Here is a 26,898-nt window from a genome sequence, read left to right on the forward strand (position 1 = left end):
TTTTAGTTACCGTTATTTGTCAAGTATGAAACTCACCATAGATGTTGTAATGCCCTCCTTTCGCCTGGAGGAAAAATATGTGCTCCCGGTGCTTCGCTTGCCGAGGCCGGAAAATGCCGACATTAAGTTTTACCTGATGGCCGACAATCCGGATATCACACCTGCTGAAAGTATCCGGCAACTGGCCGACAACCAACACATATTTCTTTATATCAATGAAAAAAACCTGGGCGCCTCCGGCACCCGGAACAGGGGCATATCCGTTTCACAGGGCGAGTGGATTCTTTTCCTGGACGATGATGTTACGGTTACAGACGATCTTTTGTTCAGGTACGCAGATGCTGCCCTCGAACATCCGGATGAAACAGGTTTTATAGGCCTGATTCATTTGCCTCCGCCCCCCGGCGATTTTGCCCGGGCGCTTATCGCCAATGGAAATGTCAGTATCTTTTCAGTAGCTGCTAACAAGCCTTCTTTTACCTGGGGTGCTACTGCCAATATCATGGTAAAAAGAAGCGCAGTGGGCGATGTACGCTTTTCTACCAGCTACCCAAAAGCCGGCGGCGGGGAAGACGTGGATTTTTTCCTGCATGTACGCGATAATAATAAGGGGAAAAACTTCAGATGTTTGCCGGAAGCCGCCGTAACCCATCCCTGGTGGGATGATGGCCGTGTGAATTACAAACGCCCCTACAGGTACGGGATAGGCAACAGCCGCCTGGGTAAATACAACCCGGGATATACTTACCGCAACCTGTTGAATACGCCTGAAACCATATTGCTTTGTGTAATTGTAAGCGCGGCGCTGCTGTTCATTGCCCCCTGCCGGAGTATTCCCCTGCTGCTATTTGCCATAGGGAGTTTGCCGGTAGAATTCGCAGCAACGGCAGCTCTGCTCAGGAAACGTTCACCCGGCAGTTCCTTCACCGTCGTACTCCACACCACTATTCTGAAACTGCTAAACGATACCGGCGAATTATGGGGCAAGCTCTCCCAGGGTGAATTGTCCAGGATCACGGAACGCTTTGACGATACCGGCACGATTAAAAAGAATGTTTTCTTTAAAACAAATACCTACAAAATAGTAAAGTGGGTGCTATACCTGCTGCTGGCTGCGGTGATCATTATTACCTGGAATAAGCCCTGATTTGCAGGGACGACGGGTTAGGCAATGTTACCTGCACCCCTGTTTCCTTCAGCAAACCGCTTTGCTGATCTCTTTTAAACACCACGATATTCCCGGTTTTCTGGTTGGCTACCAGCAGGAACTTACCTGTTGGATCAATCACAAAATTCCGCGGATGAACACCCTGTGTAGATTCAACACCAATTTGTTTCAGCTGCCCGTTCTGCTGGTTAATGGCATAGATAAAAATACTGTTGGATGTTTCCCTGGTAGACGCGTAAAGAAAACGGCCATCGGGAGAGATATGTATATCGGCGGCGCCGTAATCGGCCTGGGGTTTTGCCAGGTGGGCATCTACCCGCTGTATGCTATCCAGTTTGCCGTTGTGGTACTTGTAAGCTGTAACGGTACCGCTGATCTCTTCTATGCAATAAGCCATCGGCAGTTGCGGATGAAAGGTGATATGCCGGGGACCACTACCGGGAACAGTAGCTGTAAAGGGCGGGTTACCCGGCTGCAAAGGTTCCGCTGCATCGGGCGCCAGGCGGTAAACACGGATCTTATCCGCACCCAGATCAGGAAAAAAGGCGTATTGTCCATCAGGAGAAAATACCGCCGCATGGATGTGCGGGCTGAGCTGCCGGCTTCGTACAATGCTGCTGTCTTTGAATGAAATAGTTTGTTTGGCGGGCGCAATATGACCGTTGCCGCTGAGCGGGAAAACAGACAAACTACCGCCGCTGTAATTAGCGCAGATGAGCCATTTGCCGGTGGGGTCCACTCCAACATAGGCGGGGTTATCGCCGCCGCTGTCCTGCCTGCCAAGCAGCGTAACCGTTTCCTTCACGCTGTCGAAAGCAAAACTGCTTACACCGCCTACGTTAGGCGTTTGCGCTTCCGAGCAGGCATAAATATATTTTCCATCCGGCGACAAAGTAAGAAAAGAAGGGTTGAGTATCCCTTTGGTGGCGGATACCTGCTGCAGCTCGCCCGTCTGGTAGTTAAACCGGTACAGGTATACCCCCTCTTTTTCTTTATCGTGATTATAGCTGCCTGCAAAGAGGTAATACTGCTGTGCATGTGCCATAACAGATAAATGTATTAATACACTAAGAAGAAGAAGAAAATTTTTGAACAATTGATATCATTTAAAAGATAAAGCATCCCTCTAAGATAACTCATCTCCATAAAAATCAAATGATCCTGTATGAGAAAATACCAGGGAAAGAACAAAAATATTTTTTTTATTTATTACCCTGATATATGTTTGCAACCTAAACATAGGAATAACCCTTTTGAGTTTTTGTATTCTTTAACCCGGAAATCTATAAACTATTCTGTTTTCCTCTTAACCCGTTAGACAATACAGTTTATTGTTATTTTTTAATTAATCATAAAAAGAACCCTTTATGAAAAGAAAAAGCTATGCCCTATTGTTGCTCGCTATTACCCTTGCCGGCGCATGTAAAAAGGAGCAAACCAAATCCCAAAAAGAGGTTGTAACCCAGGAAACAGGGAAATCATCATTTACAAATGAAAATAACCAATTCCGGTTCATGAAAAAAATGCCACAACCTGAAGTTGGTATTACAACCAAACCTACGGACTCAAAGAATGCACGTACAGCCGGGACTGGTTGTACTGTTACGCAGGTAACAAAAACAGCGGGGTATGATGAGAATATCTTATTAAATCCCAATTCAGACATTATTTATCTGGGATCTATTATAGATCCTCAAACTATTAACACCGGCGCTTATAAGCCAATTACAAACGTCACCAGGAAACCCATTACCGTTTCCACCTCCTTACAGGGAGTACAGGGCGTTGTCAGTAAAACGTTTATGCCCTCACTATCTAACCAGCGTACTGCTCTGAATGAGATCCTCAACCAGAAGATCACCGGGGATCAACCGGGAGAGTTATCTATGGAAATAAACGAGGTATACAGTGAAGACCAGATGAAACTGGCCATAGGCACTAAGTTCGAATACAGTAAAATTGCCTCTATTACGGCTAATCTTAATTTTTCTGAATCTGCCGCAAAAACACACATAGTTGCCAAGTTCATACAAACTTATTACACCACCGATATGGATATTCCTTCTGATGGCAAGTTGATAGAAGATGATCCGTCCAAGTTTGGTCAATACTCGCCAGTGTATGTATCCTCCTGCACTTATGGAAGAATGGGTCTTTTCTTTTTTGAATCCAGTAAATCATCTAAGGAAGTGACTGCTGCCCTGAATGCGACCTATAAGGCTGCAGTGGTTTCCGGTAGTGTGGATGTGAGTCTGGAAACGAAAAAAATCCTGAATGAAAGTACTATTAAAGTTTATACCAATGGAGGCTCCGGCGCTGATGCAGTGCTGTCCATCGGCGGTTATGAAGGTTTTGTCGCTTTCGTTAAACAGGGCGGTAAATACAGTATTAACTCAAGAGGTGCAATGTTGTCGTTCCGCTTAAGATATTTAAGTGATCACAGCATTGCGCGTACAGTACTGACTTCAACATATAATGTGCGTACCTGCGATGAAACAAAGGTGCCTGTGTATTCTTTCAAGAATAGTCAGTATGGCGATCATTACCTGTCCGTGGTTAGCAACGCCGGCAATTATTGGACATATGAAGGAACAGCATTTTATGCACATAAAATTGCGGTTGATGGCGCCTATCCTGTTTACGTATATGTTAATGATGCGGACTCAGATCACTACTATACTACCGGCGGCGTTAGCGGTAACTGGTGGAGAAATGAAGGCGTTGCATTTTATGCTTATAAAACCCAGGTAGAAGGTACTATACCTATTTATGAGTTTTATAGTGCCAGCGGAAAAGAGCATTATTATACCCCCTCCCAGTCTATTGGCTCTTATCCAGGCTATTGGTCTGCGAATAACGGTGTCGTATTTTATGTGTTCCCGAATGGAAACTAACACGATGCCTTCTTTATAATTATTTTTAGAAGTGCCGCTGTAATCAGCGGCACTTTTTTATTTTCCATGCGGCGATCGCCTTCCCGCTACAGAACAATCATGATGATCACGGATAATTATAGACAAATTTGTCTATTACCAAAAACATTTACTACCTTTACGCCATGGCAAGACCAGGCAATCCTAAAGAAAAAATACTGGCCACCGCTGCGCGGTTGTTTTATGACCAGGGCTATAATTCCACCGGCATCAACCAGGTGCTGGAAGAAGCCGGGGTGGCCAAAGCCAGCCTGTACAGCCATTTTGGTTCCAAGGAAGAACTGGGACTGGCTTACCTGAAAGAAGCCAGAAGCGCCTGGTTTAGCGACATTACCGCTGCCGTGGAGAAAAAGAAATTGCCGGTGGAAAAGCTGCTGGCAGTATTCGATTTCCTGGAGCAACAACTACCTCAACAGGACTTCAAAGGCTGCCGGTTTATCAATATGCTGGCGGAAATTGGTGATAGTCAGCCGGAAATGTACCAACAGGTGCTGGAACACAAACGCAAACTGCGGAAATACCTGCAACAGCTGTTAAGCGCTGTTCCGGGGCAAACGCCTGCACTGGCAGATACGATCTATCTTCTTTTTGAAGGCGCCATCGTGGAAAGCAAAGTGTACAGGGACCTGTGGCCGGTTAAAACGGCTAAGAAAACAGCCAGGCTGTTAATTGGTCAGCCATAATTTTATTACCACCCTGCAAAGGGTTATTTTTTTACCTGGTTATAGACAAAATTGTCTATAACTAAAAACAAACGCACTTATGAATACAATTCCTGCATTATCAGCAGCAGAAGCTGCACCAGCAGCAAAACCGGTACTGGAACAGGTAGCCCGCACACTTGGCCGCGTTCCCAATATGTATGGCGTTATGGCCCAATCCCCGGCAGTACTGGAGGCCTATGTACAATTCAGCAACTCGCTCCGGAAGGGCAGCATTGGCAGCGCCATGGCGGAAAGGATCGCGCTTGCCTCCGCAGAATATAACGGCTGCAGCTATTGCCTGTCGGCCCACAGCCATCTTGGCGCGAAAAGCGGGTTAACACCGGCAGACATCCTGGAAGCCAGGGCAATGCAGGCCGGCGACGGGAAAACAGCCGCCGCCATGCAGTTTACCAGGCAGCTGCTTACATCGCCGCAAAACCTCTCAGAAGCGGATGTACATACCCTCCGTGCAGCGGGCTATACCGATGGGGCCATATTGGAAATCATTGCCAACGTAGTGAGAAATATTTTCACCAACTATCTCAACGTGGTAGCGGGTACGGAGGTCGACTGGCCTGTAGTGGTAACGCCTTTAAAACCTGCGGTGCATGAAAAATGATCATATTACGGTTACCGTTAACCAACCCTTCAGCAGGTTATTGACGGAAGCCAGGGAAGCCATTACCGGAAACGGTTTCCTGCTGCTGCATGAAATCAATCCACAGCAGATACTGGCCGGTCATGGTATCACCACGGAGCCCTTGCGCCAGCTACTCTTCTTTCACCCGGTATATATGCAGTCGTTGCTGGGAAATGACCCGGAAGCCGTGATAGAGGCCCCGCTCAAACTGGTGCTGCGGGAAATTGATGCCACTTCCACGGCTGTTACCTGCCTGAACCCGGAATTATACCTGCAAGGCTACCATGGCATGGACGCCCTCCGCGCACAGCTGCAAACAGCCATGAAAAATGTACTGGAGCATATTTTTTAAAACCTTTGTAAGGAAACAATGGTCTGCCCGTCTAATCTTTATTACGGATTTAAAGCGGTAATTTTGTATGACCGTATTATTCACCAGTATTTTTTTTTGAGATGAGAATAATATTCCTTTTAACACTGATCCTGGCTACGCAGATAGCCTGCCACAGCCAGAACAGTAACAATAAACAAGCGCCAGTGAAAAATCCTTACTATTCCAGAACGGATACGCGGAAACTGCATATTACCAATGCTGAATGGAAAAGAATACTGCCACCGGATCTTTATGCTGTAGCCCGGGAAAATGCCACTGAACGGCCATTTACGGGTAAGTACTGGGATTCCGATGTAAAAGGCAGCTATTACTGTGCAGTTTGCGGCAATCCCTTGTTCAGGTCCGACGCCAAATTTGCCAGCAGCTGCGGATGGCCCAGTTTTTTTGAACCGCTGAAAGCCAACAGCGTTATTTACAAGGAAGACAATTCCCTGGGCATGCAAAGAACAGAAGTGATCTGTGAACGCTGCGGCTCCCACCTGGGGCATATTTTTGATGATGGCCCCCCTCCTACGCATAAACGGTATTGCATGAACTCCGTATCACTGGATTTTGAACCGGATCCGGGCGCTCATTGATACAAAAACCGGCGCCTCATTCCAGGAAATGATCCAGGAAAGCGGCGCCGAATGCGGAAGCTGCCAGTTTCTTTTTCAGGTTGCGCCGGAAAGGATTGGACATTCCTATGCCGGGCAAAGGCTGTACAATATGATAGAAAGGCCGGCTCAGATCCTGTGAATTGGCCAGGATGATAAACGTTAGGTCGCGTTGCGGGATCTTTACAAACAAGGCAGAATAGCCGGTCCACCAGCCGGTATGCCACATCACCTTCATACCTTTGTAATAGGTTACGAACCAGCCAAGCCCATACTGGATGGTTTTCCCTTTAGGAGTAACATAAGGCGTAAACACTTTCTCCCAGGTGCTGTCTGCAAGAAATTTCCGGTCATCAATGGCATTGGAATACAGCGCCAGATCCGCTACGCTGCTCATAATACCTGCAGCCGGACCAAAACCATATTTAAAAACAACAGGTTGCAGCTGCTTGTTTTTCCAGTCGTACGGTTTGGCTACCCGCCGCATAAAAGCATCTTTATTATAACCGGTTAACGCAAAATTGAGGCTGTCGTCTGTACTGGGCGCCGTATTTTTGAGCGACAACGGCCTGATGATCTGTTCCATCAGCAACCCACCGAAGGTTTGCCCGGAAGATCTTTCAATTACTTTTCCAAGTTCATTATACCATCCGCCGTTATACCGGAATACATAACCGGGTTTGTAACTGTTGAACATATTGCCCATGGCCGTATGGGTGAACAGGTGCTTTACTTTAATCCTCGGATCGCTGCCCCAGCGGGCGCCCAGGTTGATACCGTATTTGCCGATAGGATCGTCAAGGCTTACCTTTCCGGCCTGTACCTGCTGCATGAGAATGATGGAACCAAAAGTTTTGGTCACTGAAGCCACCTGGTAAACCGTGTTTTCATCCGGTATGGTCCTGTTTTCCAGGTTTGCATAACCGAAACCCTTTTTCCAGGCCAGTTGCTTTTCATTTACCACGCCTGCCGACATACCGGGAATATGATATTTTTCACGGAGCTGTTCCAGTTTCCTTTCAAACTGATCTGTTTTCTCCGCGCTCCATACTGCGTCGCGGGAAGTTACCGGTATCCTGTTGGTGGCCTGCCGGCTGCTGCCACAGGCAAATAAAAATAAGGCGATCCCCAAAAAAGTGAAAGAAGTGGAAGTAAAGCGATGTGTCATCCGGATTATTGGTTTTGATGGCAAAACTCCCTGTTTACCTTGTGGTTACCTACTCATATCCGGATTTGAGGCATATTAAAGCGTGGATTTCTGCGTTTGCAAAGCGCTTTTCCTGAATTCGGAAGGCGACATGCCCGTGAGCTGTTTGAATACCCGCTGGAAAGTAGCGGGCGATGAAAAGCCGCAGTCGTACGCCATGCCTGTGAAGGTGAGCTGATCGGCCTCCTCCTGCAACAGTTTTTCTTTAAACAGGTTAACGCGGTAGCCGTTTACATACTCATTAAAGTTTTTATGCAGGTGCTGGTTCAATACCGCGGAAATAGTTTTAGACGGCAGACCGGTATGTTGCGCCACCATTTGCAGGGTAAGCGCCGCGTTCAGGAACAGCTGGTCTTCCTCCATGGCTTTTTTCAGCAGCATTACGGCAGGCGCCGTGGTGGATTCGGGCAATACTGTTTCCGTTTTCTTTGCAGTCACCAGTTCCTGGTAGGAAATAATATACCCTTTAATTCCCAGCCAGTAGATCAGGATGGTGACGGGCACATAAACCGGGTACCAGTCGAATTTATCAAGCATCACATCCGTATAACGGGGAATCACATATGGCACCAGGTACACCAGCCATATGGCGGAGAAGCCGGCAAACAACCAGGTTAGCTGCTGCAACCAGCGCAGGCCCGCACCAGGAGGATTGCTTCGTTTATATGCCGCCAGGAACCTGACAGATAATCCTGTATAAGTAGCCAGCGATATCCAACGGGGAATATCTGAATATACGTTGTAGGTATCTATAAAGATGACCCATGGCTGCGGATGATTCTTCAATACACCCAGGAGCACGCCCACCACAAATATGATAGCGGCCACCGGTGATACAAGATCAACGACCACCGGCCAGAAATGCCTGCGCCGTTGGGGGGTGAGCTTAAATTCAGGATCCGTGAAAGATTGTATGTAGAAATACATCAGCGGTCCTAAGGGCATTGCAACAATAAGCGGCACCAGCTGACTGAAGAAACGCAGCCAGGGAAAGCCGAACCACTGGTGGTATTCACCGCTTAAACAAAAGCTGGCCATACTGAGCAGGAAGATCAGCATTGCCAGGAAGCGGTTGGCCCTGCGTTTTTTTACAGAAAAAAACAGCAACCCGCTTACAATAAAGCCCTGGATAACGCCCAGTAAAATAATAGTTTGGAATAACCGCTCCATAGTGCCAAAATAAGATAAAATCTTTTTCCGCCGGCAACCAGGTATTGCTAGAAAAATTTCTCCACCGTGAGCCCATAGGTCATCAGCAGGTTTTCACGCTCTGTGCGGTTTAATTTGTTATAGGTCATGGCGGCGGTGATGGCAAGCCAGGAACGCAGCTTTACAGCAAGGGTGTTATTACATTTTATAATATAGTCGTTACTGTGAGAAAGGGAGTTCTGGAAATAATTGGATCCTTCCAGCACAATAATGTCTTTGATCACCCACTTATAATATACCCGGAAGGAATTTCTGAAGGTCTGGTACACGTCCGGGATGGTATCGTGAAGAAAAAGATCACTGTTTTCAAACAATATCCCATCGCTGAGGTTCAGTGTCGCATTTTCCCGCTTAATAACGTCGTAAGCAGCGCCCCCTCCACCCTGGAAGCGGTCGTTGATCTTCAGGGAATAACTTTTATCGTAATTGGCAAGCCCCCAGAAATATATCTTCCTTTCTCCCCGGTAAATATTAAAATCCAAAGCGGCAGATACATCGTTGTTGGTAACGCTGTGGTCCTGTTTCCCATATACATAACTGGCGCCCATATTCAGCGTCATTCTTTTCTTGCTGATCTTGAAGCCCAGGTTATTATTAAGCAGGAAGGAATTTCCATCATTGGTCATGTTCACAGAACCGGTAGACGCGTACTTGATATAATAATGCACCGAGTCGCTGAACTGGGCCCGGGTGCTCAAACCATATAATAATATCATCCATAGTAAAACTAATCTCTTCATGACCAGGTGCTTAGGTGTTTACAATGCGATTCGGGCGCCGCAATTAACGTGCCTGAACATTCTGAAAGAATCAGTATCTTTATTAATAACCCGAATCTCATGCTGCAAAGAGCTTTGCTATCTGTTAAACACCGTCCTTACATGTTGTTCCTGTTCATCGCTCTGGCGTTGATCGTTTACTCCTTTTTTACCCTTCATCAAACAACGGATATCCACATATACGATACTATGCTGGTGATACCCACCAGCCATATCTGTTGGCTGGTTTCCTTTTGCTTTATAGCTGCTGCGGGGTTGTATGCCTGTTTAAAGCGCTTCCTTCCCAGCCGGGCGCTAACATGGGCACATATCCTGCTAACGCTGCTGATATTGTTTTTAGTGGTGTTTTTTACAGACTATTATAACAACATTTATAACACTGGCGCCAGGCAAAAAAACTACTATTACATAAACACGTCTGAGGTTGCCTATCGCTGGCTGATATTATTTTTGCTGGGCGCACAACTGATTTTTTCCGGTCATCTTTTTTGGGGTATCGCCAGGTACATTATAAAAAAACAATAAAAAACAAAGTTTTTTAGAGATATTAGCCCGTTGTACTGCCTTCAGTGCTGTACTTTTTGCTGAAACCACGAAACACGATACAATATGTCATCAAGAAGAAACTTTCTGCTGCAAACCGCGCTGGGCATGGCTGCCACTACTATGGCGCCTTTCACTACTGCAGCAGCTGCCGGCAGGCCGGCAAGGAAAACAGCGCTACCCATTGGTATGGCGGGCTATACCTTTGCCAAATTTGATCTCGACCAGGCCATCGCCATGATGAACCGGGTGAATATCAAAAATATCTCTGTAAAAGATATTCATCTCCCTTTAAACAGTTCCCCGGAAAAAATAAAAGAAGTGCTGGGCAAATTTTCTGCAGCAGGCATTCACGTGTATGCGGTAGGCGTTATATACATGAAAACGGAAAAAGCAGTAGATGAAGCATTTGATTATGCAAAACGTGTAGGCGTGCCGTTAATTGTAGGTGTACCTAACCCGGAGCTGCTGGATTATACGGAAAAGAAGATCAAAGAATATAATATACGCCTGGCGGTGCATAATCATGGTCCGGAAGACAAGCTCTATCCCGGTCCGAAAAATGCGTACGACCTTATTAGGAACAGGGATGAGCGCCTGGGTCTGTGCCTGGACATCGGCCATGCCGCCCGTGCCGGGGAAGAGCCATCCAAAGCGGTGCTGGCGTATAAGCACAGGATCTTTGACCTGCACATCAAGGATATTTCCGCTGCACAGAAAGATGGAAAAGCCATTGAACTGGGCAGGGGCGCCATTGATTTTAAAAAACTGGTAACGGCACTGGAAAAGATCAATTATGCCGGGGTATGCAGCCTGGAATTTGAAAAAGATATGAGTGATCCTTTGCCGGGCATCGCCGAGTCGGCCGGTTTTTTCAGGGGTGTGATCAATACAATTAACAGCTGATAATTATTACCGGCGCAGCTTTCCGGGAGGAACACTGAACTTTTTCCGGAAAGCTGTGCTGAAATGCTGTACAGAAGAATATCCCAGCCTGTCTGCCACTTCTTTCACAGGCATCCCCGCCAACAATAAGCCCTGTGCCTTTTCCAGCCTCGTATCACTGAGGTAACCAAACACCGTATTATTAAACAATTCCTTAAAACCATTCTTCAGCTTAAAGGTATTGGTGCCTGCAATAGCAGCCAGTTCTGTGAGTGTAGGTGGTGCAGTAATATGCTGCAGGAGATACTCCTTCGCGTACATGATGCAGTCTTTATCATACGCTGAAGTAAGCGCGCTTTTGGCGCGGGCCTGCTTTTCAAACGATGCCACCTGCAGGGTAAGCAGCTCTATACATTTTGATTGCAGGTACAAGAATTTCAGTCCGCCTGCAAACCGGCAATCCATTATATCACGGATACACCGGTACATGGCAAATGTTATTTCCTCCCCGTTATCGTTCGCATGCACTTCCATTTTCCCTTCCACTTTCTCCGCAAAATCGTACAATACAGGATTGGTATCCCGCACCAGTTCCAGGAAATATTTACGGTCCAGATGCACTTCAAAGAACTGGTACATCTCCTTGTCCATATAACATGCCTTACCGTCGAGTGCAGGCACATACATGAGGTTGTGGCGGTTAGCGCCGAAATGATACTGCTTACCGGTGGCGTTGTTATTCAGCCAGCCATTACCTTTCAGGGAGAAATGCATTTCTATCGTGTCTGGTATATTTACCGCACGCATATTAAAGTGCTGCTGTTGCAACAGCATATCGCCATACACAATATAAAGTTCCGGGAGTATGATCTGCACCAGCTCAAGATCGCCGAAAGCAAAACTGAATTTCTCCCTGCGCTCCTGTACCAATGGAGGCATAATATCGTTGGCTGGCAAAGCAAAGGGCCCTGTCAGATCATGCCAGTTACCATCCAGGTCTCCTATCAACATCCCCATATGAATTTCTTTTCTGTTGAGAAAATTATCCCGCTGATATAAAAAACTATCCCGCCGGTGTAAAAACCATTTTTATGATAAGCGGCACCTTTGAGGCTAAAGTTAAAGATTTCAATGAAAGCAACACAAAAAATGAAATCGGGCGTATCCCGTTTACTGGAACTGGCAGGCAGGCGCAGGCGCCTGTTAGTGCTGTCGGCGGTGCTGGCCGTGCTGCATGCATTACTGGCCATCGTTCCCTATATACTGGTGTATGCCATACTGAAAGCTATGATCACTCCACCGGTAGATGTGGGGCTGATAAAAACGTATATCCTCGAAGCGGTATTTGCGGTGATAGCCTCATATGCCCTGTTGTATGCGGCAGGCATGGCATCGCATGTGGCGGCATTCAATATCCTGTATGAGCTGCGTACGCAGATGGCGGATAAGCTGGGCAGGCTGCCACTGGGATTTATTAACCGGCATAATTCAGGTGCACTGAAAAAGATCATGGGAGATGATATAGAGCGGATAGAAAATTTCATCGCCCATAGTATCCCTGATTTTGTAAAAGGGATGGCTTTGCCGCTTATAACGCTGATATATCTTTTTACAGTGAACTGGAGGCTGGCCCTGGCCAGTTGCTTACCCATCCTGTTCCTGGCCATATTTATCCCGCTGATGTTTAACAAAGAGCGCAGGGCGTTGCTCACCCGGTACCACCGCTCCCTGGAAGATATGAATGCGGGCATCGTGGAATTTGTACGGGCCATGCCGGTGATCAAGATCTTTGGGCATACGGCAGATAGTTTTGATAAATACAGCGGGGCCGTATACCGTTTCCAGGATATGGTACTGGCCTGGGTACGTACCTCCTCTCCTTTTTTCGGGATATTTACCAGTTTCATCAGCAATGCTTCCTTACCGGTGCTTGCAGCAGGATTTTACCTGTATTTCCACCAGGGGCTCAGCGTTTCCGTACTGCTGCTGTTCCTTATACTGGGCGTGGGTTATATCCGGCCACTGTTTGCACTGAGCAACCTGGGTACACAGATCTCCGTGATCAATCACGGCGTAAAACGGCTCGATGAAATACTGTTCAGCCAGGAAGCAGAAACCCGGGGCCAGGAGAAACTGGAAAATGATTACAGTATCGAGCTTGATAACGTGTCTTTCAGTTACGATGGCCGTACAGAGGTATTGCGGCATGTGAGCTTCCGTGTTCCGCAGGGCAGCATTACCGCGCTGGTAGGGCCTTCCGGCTCGGGTAAATCTACCGCTGCACAACTGATTGCCCGGTTCTGGGATGCCAGTCGTGGCTACATAGGAATAGGCAATAAAGACATCAGGGCCATCAGGCCGGAGGAGCTGATGAAGCATATTTCCTTTGTATTCCAGGACAGCTTCATGTTCCAGGAAACCATTCTTGAAAACATCCGCATGGGCATGGATAAAACCATGCCTGAAATAGTGGCTGCTGCCAAAGCCGCACAATGTCATGATTTTATCATGAAGCTACCCGATGGCTACAAAACCCTGTGGGGAAAAGACGGTGTGCACCTGAGCGGAGGCGAGCAACAACGCATACAGCTTGCGCGGGCTATTTTAAAAGATGCGCCGGTGCTTATCCTCGATGAGGCCACCGCTTTCAGCGATCCTGAAAACGAGCACCTGATACAACAGGCATTCAATAAATTGATTTCCCGGAAAACCATGATCGTGATCGCCCACCGGCTCAGCACCATTACGCAGTGCAACCAGATTGTGGTGATGGATAAAGGCGCCGTGGCAGGTATTGGCCGTCATGAAACGTTGCTGGATCAATGCCCTTTATACAGGAAGATGTGGCAGGCGCATACACGGGCAAAATCCTTTACGCTGACCGGGGATCCGTCCATCATTACTCCTTTCAACATCTCTGCAACATGATCAGACATCTCTTTTATATTTTTAAAATGGAGCCCGGCAGGGTACGCAAAAGCATTGCGCTGGAACTGCTGCATCATTTATTTATTGCCGTGCCTACAGGGTTCCTCCTGCTCATTATACAGGAACTGTTTTCCGGCCATGCTTCAGAAAAGCGTTTATACATCTACGTTACTATCATGGCAGTTATGCTTACCGGGCAGTTGTGGATCTCCGTAAAAACGATGGTAGGTTCCAACACCATGACCTATGCCCTCTCTACCCGCCTGCGCATACAGCTGGGCATGCACCTGCAACGGCTGTCGATGGGCACCTTTAAACAACGCGATCCCGGCGACCTGGCAGCCGTTGTGTTACAGGATGTAGCCAATTTTGAACTGATCTTCGGACATACTATAGGCAATATGGCCGGCGCCGTTTTTGCCACAGGCATTCTGTCGGTATTCCTGCTGTTCACCGACTGGCGCCTGGCGCTGGTATTACTGGCGGCATTGCCCCTTTGTTATGTGATGATCAGTATCTCCAATTACCTGATAGTGCAACAGGGGAAAACACATGTAGCCGCACGGAATGATACCGGCGCCCGCTTCCTGGAGTATGTGCAGGGTATCCGGCATATCAAATCGTTTGGGATGACGGGCAGCCGCTTCAGTACCCTGGAACAGGCGCTGAATAATTTCCGCAGGGCCAGTATACGGACCGAAGCCATTCCCGGCCCCTTTGTACTTACCACCGGCATGATCCTGGAATTGTTTTTCCTGGGGATGTTAAGCCTCGCAGTTGTTTATCTTACACAGGGCACTTTATCTGTTGCCACTATGATCACTTTCCTCATTATCGGATACCGGCTGTATGAGCCTGTGAAAATTGTGCTGGTGGATTATGTGATCCTGCGGTATATGAACATCAGCCTTGAACGGGTGATTGAGCTGCTAAAAACCCCGGTGCAGGATGCAGGTAACAGGCAGGTACCTATGCAGTTCAATATCTCCTTTGAAAACGTAACATTTGCATACCGCGATCATAAAAATTTACTGGAAAACATTTCCTTCGAGGTGCCGGAATGCAGTATGGTGGCGTTGGCAGGGCCTTCCGGCTCCGGTAAAACCACCGTCACTTCGCTGATAGCCCGCTTCTGGGACACCAACGGAGGCGCCATCCGTATAGGCGGCATCAATGTGCGTGATATGGCGCCCACAGATGTGTATGCACTGATCAGTGAAGTATTCCAGGATGTTTATCTTTTCGACGACAGCATCTACAACAACATCCGGTTTGGCCGGATGAGCGCTACCGAAGCAGAAATCCTTGAGGCGGCAGAAGCAGCGCTGGTCCTTGATTTCGCGCTGGAGCTACCCGATGGGATTCACAGCACCGTGGGAGAAGGCGGCAACAAATTATCCGGCGGGCAAAAACAACGCATCAGCATTGCGCGCGCATTGCTTAAAAATGCACCGGTGGTATTACTGGATGAAGCTACCGCTTCGCTGGACCCTGAGAACGAACTGTATATCCAGGAGGCCATCCGGCAACTGGTAAAAGGTAAAACAGTGGTAGTGATAGCACATAAACTGGCCACTATCAGGGATGCGGATATGATCCTGGTATTAAATAATGGTAAAATAGAAGAACGCGGGCAACACGACAGTCTCCTGAAAAATAACGGTTTGTACAGCAGGCTATGGAATACACAGCAGGCCACCAACGGCTGGAAGATTGCGTAATCCGGGATTTGGTATTAGCTTCGCGGGCAAAGATCCCTTGCATGAAAATTAAACTCATCAGAAAATTCCTGGAATACGTTTACAATAATTATGTGGGCAATTTTTTAGGATTCGTTATCGGGATGGCATCCACCCGCCTTGTTTCCCATTATTTTACCACCCGCAGCATCCGGAACCTGTGGGGCCTCACCGCACATAAAACCGTGGTCGACAAACATACCTACAATACAATGGAATGGGTTATTTCCATTGTGATCGGTTTTATCGTGTTTGAAATAGTTTCCAAGTGGCTGAAGAAAAAGCTGCATACCATGCTGCCAAAAAATAAGTACACGCAATGGCTGATGGAAACCGATGAGCCGGCGGCGCCGGCCGGTACAACGGCTGCAAATAATAATACCAATGCGGCATAAAAAAAGAGGCTGTTTTTAAACAGCCTCTTTTTATGCCGGTAATGCGTTGTCGTTTTTAGCCCTGTAATTGTCGCATACGTACAGCCCCTCACAGAGTATTGTTTTGAATCTTTGTAAGGTAATAAAACTGTACTGTATGAATAAGCGTTTCATCACCCAAGCGGGGCTTCTACTTGCCATCATTATAACCGCGATGGCCTGCCAGCCGAACCAGGAAAAAGCCCCGGAAAAAACAGCCGGATCTGCAGATACTACCCGGCCTCAAAACATCAAAGCCAATGAAACGGGCTATGCCGATGTAAATGGCTTAAAGATGTACTATGAAGTATATGGTAAAGGTGAGCCGATCGTATTATTACATGGCTCTTACATGACCATTCCGCTGAACTGGTTGGGTTTCATCCCCCTGCTGGCCGGAAACAGGAAAGTAATAGTAGCGGAAATGCAGGGCCATGGCCGTACCAGGGATATAGCCAGGGAATTTAGTTATGAAGGGATGGCAGATGATGTATCCGGTTTATTGAAGCACCTGAAAATAGACAGCGCCGATATACTGGGCTATAGTATGGGAGGCGGGATAGCTTTCCAGATGGCCGTTCGCCATCCTGAACAGGTGCGTAAACTGATCGTGTTGTCAGGCTCCTATAAGCATGATGGATGGTGGCCTGATGTGGAAGCCATGTATAGCACCATCAACGCTGATATGTTCAAGGGCTCTCCCCTGGAAAAGCAGTATGATAGTCTTGGTAATGACCCTGCCCACTTTCCGGACTTTGTAAAAAGAGTGATCAGTATAGACCTGAAGCCATACGATTGGTCGAAAGAGGTTAAAAATATAAAGGCGCCCATCTTCATGGCTATTGGCGATGCCGATGGTATAAGATATGAGCACGCACTTGAGCTGTTCCGTGCCAAAGGCGGAGGGAAAATGGGAGATATTCACGGCCTGCCCCAGTCGCGCTTAGCTATCCTGCCAGGCACTACGCATATAGGCATGATGCAGCGTACAGACTGGCTGATACCGATGATCAACGACTTTCTTGATGCTAAGCCAGGTGCAACGCCGCCTACTTTTTAAACAATTGGCTTTCGAGCGTTTCAAAATAATATAGCTTACCCCTTCAGGGTTATAACATATACGGGGATGCGGGCAGGCCAGATAGCCTGCCCGCATCCTTTTTAGAACTTAAAGGTTACGCTTGCCAGGAAATTGACAGGCTTCTGTGGTATACCGTTGGTATCCCAGTATTTTTCATTTAAGAGATTATTACCTTTCAATGCCAGGCGGTATTTCGGCTGATCATAAAATACCGAAGCGCTCAAAAGGGTATATCCCGGCAAAAGGAAAGTATTGCTGGATTCAAACCAGGAGTCGCCAACATAGTTTCCGCCTGCACCAAAGCCCAGGCCCCTTCCCTTTCCCTGCAGCAGATGATAACTTACCCAGATATTAGCTATATCTTTCGGGCTACCCACAATCAGCTTACCCTGCAATGCGGGAGATGCTTTCGTATACCTGTTCTCGTTATGGGCATAGCCGGCTACGATATTCAGGCCTGTTACCGGGTTAGCGGTCAGTTCCACCTCGTATCCCTTGCTGCGCTGCGTACCATCCTGGAACATAAAGGTTTTCCCGTCTACAATCTCCGTCCGGGTAACATTGGTCACATCGATGTTATAATAACTGGCAGAACCGCTTAACCTGTTGTTGAGCAACTCTACCTTCACACCGCCTTCCCACTGGTTGCCCTGCTGGGGCTTCAGGTTCAGGATGGTATTATCCGGCTGCACAAGCGGGGCAAGGTTTACAAAACCATTCATATAGTTGGCAAACAAAGACACCTTGTCTTTCAATACCTGGTATACAATACCCAGTTTGGGCGATAATGAATTCTGTGAATAATCACCGGCATATTTACCGGTAGCCACCGTGTAGGTGCCTTCAGTGGTAAAGCGGTCGGCACGCAGGCTCAACATGGTCATCAGTGCCGGGGTTATGTTCAGTACATCGGAAGCATACACGCTGTAGCTGTTGGACCTGGTACGGGTAGCTGAAAATCCTTTCTGATAGGATAACGCATCAATCAGGTCGGCATTCAGTTCTTTTACCGGTTGATTGATGTTCACTTCATCATAGCCAACAGTAACCCGGTTCAGGCTATTATAATTGTGGTTATAATCGATACCTATCACCAACCGGTTTCTCAACGATGCGATCCTGAAATCGCCTATAAAATTCTGCTGCAACTGGATGTTACCAAACGTTTCGGGTTTCTGATTCCTCACACTGCGCGACATGGTGGAATCTGTGAGCAGGGTCATGTTGGTCCAGTAAAAATGTTTATAGAAGCCCTCGGAAAACAGGTAATTCGTTTCGGAGCTCCAGGCGTCCGATATTTTATAGGTGATCTTGCCCTGTATGTTATTGATACCATTGCTGATATCGGCCCCGTTATTAATGTACGAACGCTTGTACCCGATGTTAAGATCTTTAAAGCTTCTCGCTTTCACATTTTTGAAATCGCTCACTGCATAGGTACCGGTAGCGAAGTTGCCCCTGGTGATTTCCACGTCTACCAGGAAATTCAGCCGGTCGTTCACCTGGTAAGAGAAGCTGGGAGCAATGGTATAATTCTTCGCATATCCCTGGTCCTGGAAAGAGCCTTCCGTTTGCCCGGCGGCATTGAGGCGGAACAGCAGGGTATGATCATCATTCAGCGGGGCATTGACATCTGCGGTAAAGCGTGCAAATTCAAAGCTGCCGCCGGTAAAGCTTATATTTCCGCCGAAATGATCGTACGGCTTCTTGGTCACATAGTTATAAAGCCCACCGAAAGTGATGTTCCGGTTGCTGCCAAACAAAGTGCCCGAAGGCCCTTTTATTACTTCTATACGCTCAAGGATAACCGGATTCAATGGCACAATTGCGCTGGTAACCATACCATTTCGCATACCCGTGGCATTGGCAAAACCGCGTATGCTCATACCCTGGGAGCCGCCTACTGCGAAATTGGGCACCGCACCGGGAATATTCCTGTAAATATCAGTACGTTCGGTGATCAGTTGCTCCTGCATCAGGGCTTTGCCTACAGTCTGGTATACCTGTGGGTTTTCAAGGTTCTTCAGGGGAAGCCTTGCTACCTGGTCTGTATTTTTATCCGTAAATTTATTACGGTTGCTGTTAACTACAATTTCCCGCAGTTGTGTATCAGATAATTCCAGCCGGAGCGATACATTGGTTGTCTGCCCCTTTTCCACGCGCACATTTTGCGTGAGCGTCTGGTATCCGATCAGTGAAATCTCTAACTGGTAGTCGCCGGCTGGCACCCGGTGAATAGTAAAGGCGCCATCGTCTCCCGTAATGGCAGTCCTTGAAGTCCCTTTTATCGTCACTGTTACAGCCGCAGCGGTTTGATTATCACTGGTAGTTATTATTCCTTTGATAGTACCAAAATCAGTTTCCGTATCGGAGAAAGCATACAGTGGCAGTAATAAGATCAGGCAGTACAGTAATTTCTTCATGGTTAGGCGTAAAAAATTTTCTGCAAGATATCACAGGAGAAACTGCCTTGTTTTAATATTCCGGAAAACTATTTATTGAAAAGGGAAATATTGTTAACTATGCGGATGTAAGACGCTTCTGAATATCTGCCGGCAGACCGGAAAAAAAACGCCCCGGTTATTTCCCGGGACGCTCTTCTTTTTATTTGTATGGCTTTAGAACTTAAACGTTACGTTTCCTGAAAAGCGCCGTGGCATTTGCGGCTCAATGGTGCTCCAGCCTTTGTAGTATTCTTTGTTACCGATGTTATCGAGTTTGAACGCTACATTAAACTTGTTGGTGTTGTAAAACAGGGAGCCGTTTAATACCGTGTAAGATGGTAAAGTGAACACGCCGGTAGTGAGCCTGTTGAGGATCATGTTTTCGCTGGCATAGTTGCCGCCGAAGCCGATACCAAAACCTTTCACCGGGCCGTTCTGGAATTTGTAGGTGATCCAGAGGTTAGCGAGGTTTTTTGGGCCTGCTTCTTCAGGGCGTCTGCCCAGGTATTCCTTATCGTTTGTTTCAGTGAATTTACTGTCGTTGTAGCTGTAACCGCCACTGATGTTCAAACCAGCCACCGGGTTAGCTACGATCTCCGCTTCTACGCCGCGACTGGTTCTTTCGCCACCCTGGGTATAGTCGGTTGTTGGGCCCCCACCTGTTTGCAGGATGATGTTCTTCACTTTAATATCGTAGTAGCTTACGGAACCGGTGATCATACCACCCAGGAGGTTTACTTTCACACCGCCTTCCATCTGGTTGGCCTGCTCAGGATCGAAGCTTACCCACACATTGTCGCCACGCTGCCGTGGTGCGCTGTTGGTGAAACCATTCATGTAGTTCGCAAAAACAGACAGCGTATTCAGGATAGGCTGGTACACGATACCAAATTTAGGCGACAACGCGGTTTGAGAGTATTTATTGTTTTCGCTTGCAGTAAGACCGCCATTCTTAAAATGGTCCACACGTAAACTGGCCATTACGGATAAGCTGGGCAGGATATTGAATACATCAGACACATAAGCGCTGTATGTTTCCTGTGTGAGGTTGGAATTATCGACCGGTAAAGCATTCAGCAATGAATCGGTATGTTGCCTTGACAGGATACCGTTGTCGTTACCAGCCATATCCACCAGGCCATTCATGGCATAGCCGGTGCTGTTGCCCTGTGTGTGGCGGTTGAAATAATCCAGGCCGGCCACTACCCTGTTGCGGAACTGCCCGATCTTAAAATCGCCGGTAAAGTTCTGCTGGATATCAGTAGTATTGGTGCTGCCGTTCTGGTAGCTGATATATCTTGCAAAAGTGGGTGAAATATTGGGAAAACCAGGCATGGCGGAAGAAGCCTCGTAGAGATAGGAATAATATCCTTCTGATTTAGCGGTTCCTCTTGATACAATGGTTTGCGAGGTCCAGGTATCGGATAATTTATAGATGGCCTGGGCCTGTACGCTGGAAGTAGGCGTTTTGATGCTGAGGTTGTTGCTGGTGTACGAACGTTTGTTATCGTATCCCAGCTCCAGCAGGTTCTTTGCGAACAGCGCGGTACCACGGTCCAGGAACAACATGGTGGGATTGGTGCTTTCAGAAGAAAGGAATTCCGTGTTCAGCATGAGAGTGAGGCGGTCGCTGGCATGATAGGTAAGCGAAGGCGCAATGAAGCGTTTCTTTACAAAGCCGGCATCCTGGAAGCTGTTCTCATCGTGGTAAGCGCCGGTTACGCGCAGCAGCACTTTATTGTCTTTATCCAGGGGAGTATTGATATCAGCGGTAACGCGGTTGAGCCCATAGCTGCCACCGGTATAACTGATTTCACCACCGAAGTGGTCATAAGGTTTCTTTGTAACGGTATTGATCAAACCGCCGTAGGAAACAACGGAGCTGCCAAAGAGCGTACCGGAGGGGCCTTTCACTACTTCAATCCTGTCTATGTTCGCTACATCCAGGCCTCCGTTGGTTAAACCGGGCAAGCCGTTTACCAGTGTAGGCTGTACCGCGAAACCACGGAGGGAGTAATAACCGGCGCCGTCGCCATCACGGCCGGTAGAAGACCATAATTTGCTGATACCGGGAGCATTGTTGAGGGCATTGTCGTAGCTGGTTACCACCTGGTCTTTTATGAGCTCGCTGGAAATAACGCTGTATACCTGCGGGTTCTCAATATTTTTCAATGGCAGTTTGGCTACATACTCGCTGCTTCTTTTGGTGTACTTATTCCGGGAGGCAGTTATCTCTACTTCATTCAGGTTCTTTTCTGAGATATTAAGCTGAAGATCTATGGTGACGGTTTTATCCTTTTCCACGGTCACCTCCCTGCTGGTGGTTTCATATCCTGTAAGCGATACCTGGATCGTATAATTTCCCGGGTTGATGTTACGGAGTAAGTAAATACCGTTATCGTCTGTGAGGGTTGTTTTTTTGGTGCCTTTCAATACCACTGCCACGCCCGGCGCCGGCTTGTTGTCTGAAGTAGTTACCAGCCCTTTAATGCTGCCGCCATTGTCTGTTTCTTCGGCAGATACGGTGTTGAATAACACTACATTGAGTAACAATAAACACCAGCCTGTTCTCTTTAAAAATTTCCTTATTGATTTCTCCATTATCTGATTCCTTAAAATTTGCAGGCGCAAAGTTCGGGGCATATGCTATATCTCTGCAGACGGATACGGAATTTGATTTACGCAAAGCGGAAAAAGTTGTTGTGTAAGGGCAAACCGGAAATTCCCGGAGGGAATAAAAAAAGGGCCGCACCATTTCTGGTGCGACCACTTCTTCTTCATCCACTATCTATCTACTTAACTTTTACATTGGGAACGGGAGCATTATCCCTTATTTCCTCGCTGGCGGTGGTTACCAGGGTATCGCCGGCAGTGAGCTCTCCGAACACTTCGGTTTTACCGTTTTCACTGCGACCAGTAGTTACCGGTACCCATTTCGAATGTTTGTCCCGGATCTTCAGCACAAATACGCCTTTGGTAGAATTAAGGACTGCAGACGAGGGTACCAGGAAATTGCTGGCGTTGCCGGTGAGGGGAATGGCTACTTCCGCCACCATACCGGGCAACAATGATTTATCGTTATTGGCTACATCAATTTCAATATGCTGCGCCCTGAGCTTGCGGTCCAGTGCGCCGGCCAGGCGGATCACTTTTCCTTTGAATTCTTTATTGTTCAGAGATCTTACCTTGAAAGCTACCTCGCTCTGGTTAGTCAGGTAACTGGTGTAGGCTTCCGGTACGCTCACCACCAGCCTCAGTTTCTTCTGCTCCTGCAGGGTGAAAATAGGCATTTCAGAGCCCTTTCCTGAAGGGCCCACATAGGCGCCGGCACTTACATTACGCGCGGTGATCACACCACTGAACGGCGCGCGTATTTCGAGGTAATTACGGTTGTCGCCTACTTCGCGGTGCGCAGCTTTGGCTGCATCCAGCTGGGCCAGGTCGGATTTCTGCCGGGCAAAGGCCAGGTCCAGGTCGTTCTGTGAAACAGTGCCCGGCGTTTTGCTGGTTTCCAGCAGGCGGTCGTAAGTGGCCTTACTGGACAAATAAATGGCCTCCTGCGATTTCAGGCGGGATTCGGCGCCCGACAGCTGTGAGTTGATCTCCGGCGCTTCCATGGTAGCCAGCAGCTGACCGGTAGATACTTCGCTTCCTACATCTACATTCATCTTTTTAATAAAGCTGCTCACCTTGGCATAAAGATCCACCTGCTGGAAAGCGATCAGCTCACCGGGGATCTGGATGGAAGAAGACAGGCTGCCCTTTTCCAGGGAGAAAACTTCAAGAGGGGCTGCTGCTTCAATGGCGGATGTGTCTTTTCCTTCTTTGGCGCCGGAAGTACTGCAACTGTACAGTCCTGCGGTGATCACCATCGCTGACAATAAAGGAAATGTAATACGGGTACCGCTGTTCATAAAGTATATTTTAAAAGAATTAGATAATGGTTATGCTTTTTCGTCCGATGGGATATAGTGAATACTTTCTTCATCCCTGGGGTGCAGCGATACGCTTTGCGTGCCCGCTTTTCCCTGTCCCCATGCAAACGCCAGAGGCAATATAAACAAGGCCGCAAAAGTGGATGCCACCAGGCCGCCGATCACGGCCCTTCCCAGCGGCGACGACTGGTCGCCTGCCTCACCAAGACCGCTGGCCATAGGGATCATTCCCACCACCATAGCCAGGGCTGTCATCAGGATAGGACGGATACGCAGGGCAGCCGCTTCTGATGCGGATAACAGCGCATCGCCGTTATGCTTGCGGAGCTGTTCCGCATTGGTGATGAGCAGCACTGCGTTGGAGATAGACACCCCTACCGACATGATCATCCCCATGTACGATTGCAGGTTCAGTGTAGAGCCGCACAGCATCAGCAATGCAAGGGAGCCTAGCAATACTGCCGGCACTGTAGCCAGCACCACCGCCGATACTTTGAACGACTGGAAATTGGCCGCCAGCATCAGGAAGATCACCACGATGGCTACAATCAATCCGCCCTGCAGGCTATCCAGCGTATCGGTGAGCGTACTGCTTAACCCGATCAGTTCCACGTTCAATCCCCGGGGCAGCTCTCCTAATGCAGCAATGGCTTTCTTTACATCTGCCGAAGCCGAGCCAAGATCTGTATTATTCAGGTTAGCCGTTACCGTTAGTGTAGGCATGGCGCCCAGGTTATCCACTTCTCCATAAGTAGTATCTACCGACATGGTAGCCACATCACTCAGCACCGGGCGGGAAGCATTTCTTAATAAAGGGATTTCCCCGATCTGCGCCTGGCTGTTCATCTTACTTTCCGGCACCTGTACCTGCACGTTGTAACTCAAACCCGCTTTTTCATCTACCCAGATATTCTTTTCCGTAAGCCTCGACGAAGAAGTAGAAGCCACCAGGGAACGGGATATATCATTCATATCCACTCCCAGCTGCGCGGCCCTGATACGGTCTATATTTACATTGATGGCAGGATATTTTATGGATTGCCCCAGCTGCACATCACGGAGATAAGGCAGTTTCTTTAACTGGGTGATCAGCTTCTGCGCATACTGCTCGCTCAGCTTCCGGTCCCGGCCCGCAAACCTTACTTCCACCGGTGTAGGTGAGCCCTGGCTGAGGATCTTATCCGTTAGTTCTATAGGCTCAAAAGAAAGACTGATCTTCGGATCAATCACTTTTGCCTTTTCCCTGATCTTATCTTTTAATTCATCGAGGTTGGTTTTGTAATGTTCGCTGAGCGATACCTGTATTACAGATTCATGCGGGCCCGCCATCCACAGGAAGATGGGCGCCGTGGAAAACAGCTGCGGATGCATTCCAATATAAGCGGAGGTGATAGAAACATTCTCCTTTCCTACTATCTGGTTAATGCCATCCAGCAGCTTGATGGTTTGTTCTTCCGTACGCTCAATACGTGTACCATCAGGCACCCGCATTCTCACCTGGAACTGGCTGCCATTTACTTTCGGTAATACATCACGGCCAATGCTGTTCAGCAGCAATACCACGATACCGCAAACGGCTACCAGGTAAACGATCACAATCGGTTTACGGTAAGGCATCATCCGCTGGATAAAGCGCAGGTAGCGGTTTCTCAGGCGTTCAAAGCCACCAACTTTGCCGTTGTTGTTAAAGTCGTGGCGCTCCACCAGCAATTTCTTTTGCTCCCAGGTATCTTTCTCCCCTGCAAGACCGGCAGCCGCAAACTCTTCCGCATCGGTCATCTCCTTACCATCTGCTTTTTTATGATGCTTTACTTTCATGACCCAGTTGGCCATGATAGGCACAAATGTTTGTGCCAGGAAATAAGAGATGATCATGCTGAAACCTATGGCCAGGGCCAGCGGCAGGAACAGTGACCCGGGGATACCTCCCATGGTGAATGCCGGTGCAAACACCGCAAGGATACAGAACAGGATCAGCAGTTTGGGGAAAGCTATTTCCTGGCAGGCATCCCAGATGGCCAGCGCTTTGGGTTTGCCCATATCCAGGTGCTGGTGTATATTTTCTATCGTTACCGTACTCTCATCTACCAGGATACCGATGGCCAGCGCCAGTCCGCTCAGCGTCATGATATTGATGGTTTGCCCGAACAGGCTGAGGAAAAGTACAGCGGAAATAACCGAGGTGGGAATAGTAAGGATCACGATCATCGCACCGCGCGGATCACCAAGGAATAACAGCACCATTAAACCGGTAAGGATGGCGCCGATGATACCTTCTGTGAGCAGGCTTTTTACGGAATTGATCACGTAGGTGGACTGGTCAAACTCATAGCTCAGCTTCACATCTTCCGGCAGCTGCGCCTGCATTTTGGGCAACGACTTTTTCAGGTTCTGCACCACTTCCCAGGTAGAGGCGTCTGCACCTTTTGCAATACTGAGATATACAGAGCGGCGTCCGTTTACCAGGGCATAGCCCGCGGTAACATCCGCCCCGTCTTCTACGGTAGCTACATCTCTCAGGTAAAGGTTTTGTACATCTCCCTTAAACAAAGGTATATTTTCAAAATCCTTTACTGTACGGATAGTAGTATTGGCAGGTGTGATATAGTTGTTATCCCCGATACGCACGTTACCGGAAGGCGCCGTTTGGTTATTCAAACGCATGGCTTCCACCAGCTGATCCGGCGTCATGTTATGCTGGCGGAGCAGCTCAGGATCTGCCTTGATCACCACGGTGCGCATGTTCCCTCCGAATGGAGTGGAGCCTATCAGCCCCGGGATAGATGTAAAGGAAGAGCGCACGTATACGTTGGCCATATCCAGCAGTTCGTTGTTGCTGCGTTTATCGCTGCTCAGTACCAGCTGGCCTACCGGCAAAGTGGAGGCATCAAAACGTATAATAAACGGCGGGTTGGAACCAGGTGGAAAGATGGCCTGTATCCTGTTGGAGAAGGCGCTCACTTCCGCTGCCGCCTGCGCCATGTTGGTACCAGGATAAAAGTTGATCTTCATCAGCGTAAGCCCCTGGATATTTTTTGTTTCTATGCTTTTAACACCATTTACAAAAAGGAATATGTTGATATATTGTTTGGCAAAGAAGGATTCCATCTGCTTCGGCGTGTACCCACCAAAAGGATGCGACACGTAAATTACCGGCATATCCAGCTTCGGGAAGATATCAATCTTGATAGTATTGACTGCTTTTATCCCGAAGAAGAACAGGCCGGCAACCAGCACCAGGATGGTGATGGGTTTCTTTAAAGCAAAACTGATTAGGTTCATGGTACTGAAATGTTGATA

At 48.0% G+C, this 26,898-nt stretch carries 21 protein-coding genes; 12 read left to right on the forward strand and 9 right to left on the reverse strand.

The window, feature by feature from the left end; translation table 11 throughout:
- Positions 1 to 25 precede the first annotated feature (25 nt).
- On the forward strand, positions 26 to 1,147 hold the full coding sequence (locus tag ABIE50_RS22605) for a glycosyltransferase family 2 protein (protein ID WP_209859400.1): 1,122 nt from the start codon (positions 26 to 28) through the stop codon (positions 1,145 to 1,147).
- Here ABIE50_RS22605 and ABIE50_RS22610 read toward each other — a convergent pair.
- Positions 1,128 to 2,213, reverse strand: a complete 1,086-nt coding sequence (locus tag ABIE50_RS22610) for a lactonase family protein (RefSeq protein WP_209859398.1) — start codon at positions 2,211 to 2,213, stop codon at positions 1,128 to 1,130. The genes ABIE50_RS22605 and ABIE50_RS22610 overlap by 20 nt on opposite strands.
- 322 nt (positions 2,214 to 2,535) lie before the next feature.
- On the opposite strand from ABIE50_RS22610, the gene ABIE50_RS22615 reads away from it, so the two are divergent.
- The 5 genes from ABIE50_RS22615 to msrB all read left to right on the forward strand — a co-directional run bounded on the left by ABIE50_RS22615 (position 2,536) and on the right by msrB (position 6,417).
- Entirely contained in the window at positions 2,536 to 4,062 is a 1,527-nt protein-coding gene (locus tag ABIE50_RS22615) for a thiol-activated cytolysin family protein (protein WP_209859396.1), read from the forward strand.
- A 128-nt stretch (positions 4,063 to 4,190) separates the two neighbouring features.
- Positions 4,191 to 4,784 (forward strand): TetR/AcrR family transcriptional regulator, encoded by a 594-nt coding sequence (locus tag ABIE50_RS22620; RefSeq protein ID WP_209859394.1) that lies wholly within the window; start codon positions 4,191 to 4,193, stop codon positions 4,782 to 4,784.
- A gap of 79 nt (positions 4,785 to 4,863) precedes the next feature.
- On the forward strand, positions 4,864 to 5,424 hold the full coding sequence (locus tag ABIE50_RS22625; RefSeq protein WP_209859392.1) for a carboxymuconolactone decarboxylase family protein: 561 nt from the start codon (positions 4,864 to 4,866) through the stop codon (positions 5,422 to 5,424).
- Positions 5,414 to 5,797, forward strand: coding sequence for a DUF302 domain-containing protein (locus ABIE50_RS22630; RefSeq protein WP_209859391.1), 384 nt, complete (start codon positions 5,414 to 5,416; stop codon positions 5,795 to 5,797). Before ABIE50_RS22625 ends, ABIE50_RS22630 begins: the two co-directional genes overlap by 11 nt.
- Positions 5,798 to 5,898: 101 nt before the next feature.
- Positions 5,899 to 6,417, forward strand: a complete 519-nt coding sequence (gene msrB, locus ABIE50_RS22635) for a peptide-methionine (R)-S-oxide reductase MsrB (RefSeq protein WP_142688264.1) — start codon at positions 5,899 to 5,901, stop codon at positions 6,415 to 6,417.
- A gap of 16 nt (positions 6,418 to 6,433) precedes the next feature.
- Here the strand turns inward: msrB and ABIE50_RS22640 are convergent, their stop codons facing one another.
- The 3 genes from ABIE50_RS22640 to ABIE50_RS22650 form a co-directional block, all read right to left on the reverse strand.
- A complete protein-coding gene (locus ABIE50_RS22640; RefSeq protein ID WP_209859389.1) occupies positions 6,434 to 7,603 on the reverse strand; it encodes a serine hydrolase domain-containing protein in 1,170 nt (389 codons plus the stop codon).
- A 75-nt stretch (positions 7,604 to 7,678) separates the two neighbouring features.
- Positions 7,679 to 8,812 (reverse strand): helix-turn-helix domain-containing protein, encoded by a 1,134-nt coding sequence (locus ABIE50_RS22645; RefSeq protein WP_209859387.1) that lies wholly within the window; start codon positions 8,810 to 8,812, stop codon positions 7,679 to 7,681.
- Between the two features lie 47 nt (positions 8,813 to 8,859).
- Positions 8,860 to 9,591 (reverse strand): DUF481 domain-containing protein, encoded by a 732-nt coding sequence (locus ABIE50_RS22650; protein WP_209859385.1) that lies wholly within the window; start codon positions 9,589 to 9,591, stop codon positions 8,860 to 8,862.
- Positions 9,592 to 9,690: 99 nt separating this feature from the next.
- Between ABIE50_RS22650 and ABIE50_RS22655 the strand changes: the two genes are divergently transcribed.
- Together ABIE50_RS22655 and ABIE50_RS22660 are read left to right on the forward strand one after the other, a co-directional pair.
- Positions 9,691 to 10,155: a hypothetical protein gene (locus ABIE50_RS22655; RefSeq protein WP_209859383.1), complete on the forward strand. Its 465-nt coding sequence runs from the start codon at positions 9,691 to 9,693 to the stop codon at positions 10,153 to 10,155.
- 84 nt (positions 10,156 to 10,239) lie between these two features.
- Positions 10,240 to 11,079: a sugar phosphate isomerase/epimerase family protein gene (locus tag ABIE50_RS22660; protein ID WP_209859381.1), complete on the forward strand. Its 840-nt coding sequence runs from the start codon at positions 10,240 to 10,242 to the stop codon at positions 11,077 to 11,079.
- A 6-nt stretch (positions 11,080 to 11,085) separates the two neighbouring features.
- Here the strand turns inward: ABIE50_RS22660 and ABIE50_RS22665 are convergent, their stop codons facing one another.
- Complete coding sequence (locus ABIE50_RS22665; protein ID WP_209859379.1) at positions 11,086 to 12,075, reverse strand: helix-turn-helix transcriptional regulator; 990 nt, start codon at positions 12,073 to 12,075, stop codon at positions 11,086 to 11,088.
- 114 nt (positions 12,076 to 12,189) lie between these two features.
- Here ABIE50_RS22665 and ABIE50_RS22670 point away from each other — a divergent pair, with 114 nt between their 5' ends.
- The 4 genes from ABIE50_RS22670 (at position 12,190) to ABIE50_RS22685 (ending at position 17,198) form a co-directional block, all read left to right on the forward strand.
- The gene (locus ABIE50_RS22670) at positions 12,190 to 13,986 is read left to right on the forward strand and encodes an ABC transporter ATP-binding protein (RefSeq protein ID WP_209859377.1); all 1,797 of its coding nucleotides are present in this window, start codon (positions 12,190 to 12,192) and stop codon (positions 13,984 to 13,986) included.
- The gene (locus ABIE50_RS22675; protein ID WP_209859375.1) at positions 13,983 to 15,707 is read left to right on the forward strand and encodes an ABC transporter ATP-binding protein; all 1,725 of its coding nucleotides are present in this window, start codon (positions 13,983 to 13,985) and stop codon (positions 15,705 to 15,707) included. Before ABIE50_RS22670 ends, ABIE50_RS22675 begins: the two co-directional genes overlap by 4 nt.
- A 41-nt stretch (positions 15,708 to 15,748) precedes the next feature.
- A complete protein-coding gene (locus ABIE50_RS22680) occupies positions 15,749 to 16,120 on the forward strand; it encodes a hypothetical protein (protein WP_209859373.1) in 372 nt (123 codons plus the stop codon).
- A 136-nt stretch (positions 16,121 to 16,256) separates the two neighbouring features.
- The gene (locus ABIE50_RS22685) at positions 16,257 to 17,198 is read left to right on the forward strand and encodes an alpha/beta fold hydrolase (RefSeq protein WP_209859370.1); all 942 of its coding nucleotides are present in this window, start codon (positions 16,257 to 16,259) and stop codon (positions 17,196 to 17,198) included.
- A gap of 101 nt (positions 17,199 to 17,299) precedes the next feature.
- On the opposite strand, the gene ABIE50_RS22690 is transcribed toward ABIE50_RS22685, so the two are convergent.
- From ABIE50_RS22690 to ABIE50_RS22705, 4 genes are all read right to left on the reverse strand, one after another.
- Positions 17,300 to 19,642 (reverse strand): TonB-dependent siderophore receptor, encoded by a 2,343-nt coding sequence (locus tag ABIE50_RS22690; protein WP_209859368.1) that lies wholly within the window; start codon positions 19,640 to 19,642, stop codon positions 17,300 to 17,302.
- A 195-nt stretch (positions 19,643 to 19,837) separates the two neighbouring features.
- Positions 19,838 to 22,264, reverse strand: coding sequence for a TonB-dependent siderophore receptor (locus ABIE50_RS22695; RefSeq protein WP_209859366.1), 2,427 nt, complete (start codon positions 22,262 to 22,264; stop codon positions 19,838 to 19,840).
- A gap of 191 nt (positions 22,265 to 22,455) precedes the next feature.
- Positions 22,456 to 23,577: an efflux RND transporter periplasmic adaptor subunit gene (locus tag ABIE50_RS22700; protein ID WP_142688254.1), complete on the reverse strand. Its 1,122-nt coding sequence runs from the start codon at positions 23,575 to 23,577 to the stop codon at positions 22,456 to 22,458.
- Between the two features lie 30 nt (positions 23,578 to 23,607).
- Complete coding sequence (locus ABIE50_RS22705) at positions 23,608 to 26,880, reverse strand: efflux RND transporter permease subunit (RefSeq protein ID WP_209859364.1); 3,273 nt, start codon at positions 26,878 to 26,880, stop codon at positions 23,608 to 23,610.
- Positions 26,881 to 26,898: the final 18 nt, after the last annotated feature.

The sequence above is a fragment of the Chitinophaga sp. OAE865 genome (assembly GCF_040546735.1).
In the GTDB taxonomy this organism is placed as follows: domain Bacteria; phylum Bacteroidota; class Bacteroidia; order Chitinophagales; family Chitinophagaceae; genus Chitinophaga; species Chitinophaga polysaccharea_A.

Bases quoted from the DNA above. Each gene is read 5' to 3' on its own strand.
- ABIE50_RS22605 (WP_209859400.1), top strand. From the start codon at position 26: ATGAAACTCACCATAGATGTTGTAATGCCCTCCTTTCGCCTGGAGGAA.
- ABIE50_RS22610 (WP_209859398.1), bottom strand. From the start codon at position 2,213: ATGGCACATGCACAGCAGTATTACCTCTTTGCAGGCAGCTATAATCAC.
- ABIE50_RS22615 (WP_209859396.1), top strand. From the start codon at position 2,536: ATGAAAAGAAAAAGCTATGCCCTATTGTTGCTCGCTATTACCCTTGCC.
- ABIE50_RS22625 (WP_209859392.1), top strand. From the start codon at position 4,864: ATGAATACAATTCCTGCATTATCAGCAGCAGAAGCTGCACCAGCAGCA.
- ABIE50_RS22630 (WP_209859391.1), top strand. From the start codon at position 5,414: ATGAAAAATGATCATATTACGGTTACCGTTAACCAACCCTTCAGCAGG.
- msrB (WP_142688264.1), top strand. From the start codon at position 5,899: ATGAGAATAATATTCCTTTTAACACTGATCCTGGCTACGCAGATAGCC.
- ABIE50_RS22640 (WP_209859389.1), bottom strand. From the start codon at position 7,603: ATGACACATCGCTTTACTTCCACTTCTTTCACTTTTTTGGGGATCGCC.
- ABIE50_RS22645 (WP_209859387.1), bottom strand. From the start codon at position 8,812: ATGGAGCGGTTATTCCAAACTATTATTTTACTGGGCGTTATCCAGGGC.
- ABIE50_RS22650 (WP_209859385.1), bottom strand. From the start codon at position 9,591: ATGAAGAGATTAGTTTTACTATGGATGATATTATTATATGGTTTGAGC.
- ABIE50_RS22655 (WP_209859383.1), top strand. From the start codon at position 9,691: ATGCTGCAAAGAGCTTTGCTATCTGTTAAACACCGTCCTTACATGTTG.
- ABIE50_RS22660 (WP_209859381.1), top strand. From the start codon at position 10,240: ATGTCATCAAGAAGAAACTTTCTGCTGCAAACCGCGCTGGGCATGGCT.
- ABIE50_RS22665 (WP_209859379.1), bottom strand. From the start codon at position 12,075: ATGGGGATGTTGATAGGAGACCTGGATGGTAACTGGCATGATCTGACA.
- ABIE50_RS22670 (WP_209859377.1), top strand. From the start codon at position 12,190: ATGAAAGCAACACAAAAAATGAAATCGGGCGTATCCCGTTTACTGGAA.
- ABIE50_RS22675 (WP_209859375.1), top strand. From the start codon at position 13,983: ATGATCAGACATCTCTTTTATATTTTTAAAATGGAGCCCGGCAGGGTA.
- ABIE50_RS22680 (WP_209859373.1), top strand. From the start codon at position 15,749: ATGAAAATTAAACTCATCAGAAAATTCCTGGAATACGTTTACAATAAT.
- ABIE50_RS22685 (WP_209859370.1), top strand. From the start codon at position 16,257: ATGAATAAGCGTTTCATCACCCAAGCGGGGCTTCTACTTGCCATCATT.
- ABIE50_RS22690 (WP_209859368.1), bottom strand. From the start codon at position 19,642: ATGAAGAAATTACTGTACTGCCTGATCTTATTACTGCCACTGTATGCT.
- ABIE50_RS22695 (WP_209859366.1), bottom strand. From the start codon at position 22,264: ATGGAGAAATCAATAAGGAAATTTTTAAAGAGAACAGGCTGGTGTTTA.
- ABIE50_RS22700 (WP_142688254.1), bottom strand. From the start codon at position 23,577: ATGAACAGCGGTACCCGTATTACATTTCCTTTATTGTCAGCGATGGTG.
- ABIE50_RS22705 (WP_209859364.1), bottom strand. From the start codon at position 26,880: ATGAACCTAATCAGTTTTGCTTTAAAGAAACCCATCACCATCCTGGTG.